We start from the raw sequence: 3,563 nt of genomic DNA, 5'->3' as shown, positions 1-3,563 counted from the left end.
GGAAGAAGGTGGTCCCCAGGACGTCGTAGGTGGCCGCGTAGGTGTTGGCCGACGGCGACGAGCTGCCCAGAACCGGAGGATCCCGGTCGGCGATGTTGTTGACGCCGCCGTACACCTGGACGTCTTCGAGGATGTCGTAGGCGAACGACGCGTCGAAGTAGTTCTGGGCCGGCAGCTTCGGGTTGGTCAGGGTGGCCAGGTCCGGAACGGTCCCGCCCGCGCGTTTGGGCAGGAGGTACTTGTCGGACGTGACCTCGCCGATATAGCGGTGCCGCAGGCTGAGGGTCAGCGGTCCGGTCCGCCAGGTCACCCGCGAGCCGCCCTTCCATTCGGGGATCGGCTGGCCGCAGGTCGGGCCATAGGCCCCTGCGCAGTAGTTCTTGATGTTCGGGAAGGCCTGGACGGGCGTCGAGGTGAACTCGTCCGTCCAGGTCCATTCCGTGCCGATCTCGAAGCGGCTGTCCTGGCTGAGGCCGGGAATGCCGAAGTCGGCGCTGAACCGGTAGTTGGCCACGAAGTCGACGCCGGCCGTCTTCAGGCCGCCGGTGTTGGCGTTGGTGATCGTCGCGTAATAGGGCGGCGCGATCTCGCCGGTGACCGGGTTGCGCTTGATCGCCTGGCAGAACTCGCTCTGGGCGTTCTGGACGATGTTGTAGCAGAGGTTCAGCGTGTTGTTCAGACCGCCGCCCAGCGCCGAGATCGCGCCGTCCAGGTCGATGTTGAAATAGTCGACGCTGACCGCCAGGCCCGGGATGGCCCGGGGCGTGATGACGGCGCCGAACGTGTAGGTGTCGGACTTCTCGATGCCGACGTTCGGGTTGCCGCCCGTCAGGTTGCCGATGATCGTGTTGGACTGCACGCCGGGGGTGAAGACCGCGGCGGTCGGGACGCCGGTGGCGACGCAGACGGCTCGGACCGCGGCGGTCTGCTGAGCGACGGGGGCGCGGCTCGAGCACGGGTCGGTCGCTGCGTCGAAGCTCTGAGCCAGGCCGCCATACAGTTCACCCACGTTCGGCGCGCGGATGGCGTGCTGGAACTGGCCGCGGAAATTGATGTCCGAGGTCACCGCCCAGGCGCCGCCGACCGAATAGGTCCAGACGCCGCCGACGCCCTTCAGATTGTAGTCCGAGTAGCGGAAGGCGCCGTTGGCGCTGAGGTTCTTGACGAACGGCAGGTCGGCCAGGATCGGCACGCGGGCTTCGCCGTAGATCTCCTTGACGATCGTGCTGCCGCCGGTCGGCAGGCCGGGGTTGAAGCCGACCACGTCGCCCGAGCGCAGGAACTCGTCGGGGGTGTAGCGGGCCGAGTTATAGCGCCACTCCGTGCCGGCCGAGAAGTCGACCGGGCCGGCCGGCAGGCTGAACAGCTCGCCCGCCAGGCTGGCGGCCGCGACCTGCTGTTCGGCCTCGGTGATGTTGGTGGCCGCGATCGAGATCGCGCTGACCCCGGCCGCCGAGATGTTCTGGCCGAACACGTTGAGCACCGGCGGCGCGCCGCCGACCGAGAGCAGGGCCGCCTGGAAGCGGCTGCGCGAGGCGTTGCCTTCCTGGTGGTCCGTCTCGGAGGTGCGGGCGTAGGTGTAGTAGGCGTCGTAGCTGAGGTTGCGCAGGAAGTTGTCCGAGACGCTGCCCAGATCGCCGCGCAGGCCCGCCGCCACGCGCCAGACGTTGCGTTCGGCGTTGTTGCGACGCAGGCCGATCTCGCGAAGACGACGCCCGACATTGATCACGGCCAGGCCGTCGCCGGCGACGGTGGTCCGCGACGCGGTGCCGGTGGTCACCGTCGTGGTCCCCGTCTCCTTCAGGTCCATCTGCCGCAGGACTTCCTGCATCGAGGACGAGAGATAGGGGTTGTTGGTGTTGAGCAGGAACGGGCCGTTGATGTTGGTCGGCGCCAGCTGCATGTCGACGACGTTGTTGCTGAAGTGGCCTTCGAGATAGCCGGTGACCTTGCTGTTGAAGTCGTAGTGGCTGAAGGCGTTCATCATCCAGCGCTTCTGCGGGATGATCAGGTAGTTGTCCGGGCCGAGGTTGAAGTCGTCCTGCGGCGTGAGGGCGGGACGGGCGGCCGTGCCGGCGTTGTCGAAGGTGAAGCCGCGCGAGCCCATCGAACCCAGGCCGGCGGCGATCAGCGCCGCGTCCAGGCCCGGGGTCGAGCCCGCGCCGCCGACGCTCGGTACGCCGGTGAAGCGGCCGTTGGGGATGTCGCCGCTGCCGCCCGCGATCAGGCCCATGCGGCCGCCGGCCGCCAGGCAGGTCGAGCCGCCCGGAACGGCCAGGGGCACGCCGGCCTTGCTCTTGCTGAACGAGGCCGAGGTCACGCAGCCGTCGGACAGCGAGTCATAGGTCCAGTGCCCGCGCATCCCGCGCGAGATGGCGCCGCGATCCAGATAGTTGACCGAGATGACCGCGTTGCCGCGGCCCTCGGCGAAGTTGCCGCCGACCGTCAGGTCCAGATTGTAGGTGGGGGTGGTGGTGTGGCTGTCCCAGTTGGTCTGGCCGTTGATCTCCACCCCTTCGAAGTCGTCGCGCATGATGAAGTTGACGACGCCGGTGATGGCGTCCGAGCCGTAGACCGCCGAGGAGCCGCCGGTCACCACCTCGGTCTGCTTGATCAGCGAGACGGGGATCGTGTTGATGTCGGTGGTCTGGTCGGCGCCGGCGATGGCGAAGCGCCGGCCGTTGACCAGCACCAGGTTCCGCTGGGCGCCGAAGCCGCGCAGGTTCAGCGTGGCGGTGCCGCCGGGGACGGTGTTGGCCGTCTGGCCGCTGTTCTGCGAGCCGACGAACTGGGGCGAGGTTCCGAGCAGCGCCTCGGCGTTGACCGTGCCGGACAGCTTGAATTCCTCGGCGTTGACGACCGCCACCGGAGTCGGGGCGCTGAAGCCGCGCGAGGCTAGCCGCGAGCCCGTTACGACCACGGTCTCGACCGTCGAAACGTCGCTATTGGGCGAGGCAACGGCCGCCGCTTGGGCTTGTGCCAGCGCTGGCACAAGCAGCAAAGCCGCGGCCAGTGCGGCGGGCGAAGCCGCGCCGAAGTAATGTTTGGTGTTCATGTTGGTCCCTCCTGAGGCGGCTCTTTGGCCGCTCGTTGCGCGTGGTGCGTTAGAAAGTCTGGCTGACCGTTCCGTCGAAGCGACGGTCCTCGAGCCAGCGGCTGCCGAACGTCCGGAAGCCCGTGACCTGATCCAGCGCGAAGCTGGAGGGGGCCTTGGGCAGGCGGAGTCGGAAGAGGTCGATGTCCTGGACGTCCCGCATCCAGAAGGCGGGACGGGCGTCCGGCGCCTCGGTCACGATCTCGATGTTGCTCATCTCGATGTTGCGGGCGTGGCGGATGAAGAAGCCGGTGGCGGGCAGGTCGCCGAACATGTCCGGGTCCGGATAGGCCTTGTCGGCCTCCGGCGGCTGGCGCCCGGCCAGCTCGGCCGAACCGCCGCCCTGCGAATGGAAGTAGACGTCGCTGATCTTGACGTCCTCGACGGGGTGGCCGGCCACGCCCGCGATGATCGACGGCTGCGGCGTGGCGCCATGGCTGACGATGTTCTGGATGGTGATGCGCCGCAG

At 68.2% G+C, this 3,563-nt stretch carries 1 protein-coding gene and 1 pseudogene; both read right to left on the bottom strand.

What is annotated here, in order from left to right; genetic code table 11:
* Nucleotides 1-3,055 (bottom strand): TonB-dependent receptor domain-containing protein (locus AC1DZ6_RS21445; RefSeq protein WP_477099156.1); only part of this gene is annotated, 3,055 nt, incomplete at its 3' end.
* 49 nt (nt 3,056-3,104) lie between these two features.
* Nucleotides 3,105-3,563, bottom strand: a pseudogene (locus AC1DZ6_RS21440) (rhamnogalacturonidase); the annotation flags it as partial.

It is taken from the genome of Caulobacter sp. P1_B12_2 (assembly GCF_056406675.1).
The sequence above is the reverse complement of the archived record's forward strand: the minus strand, read 5'-3'. Positions and strand labels throughout refer to the sequence as shown.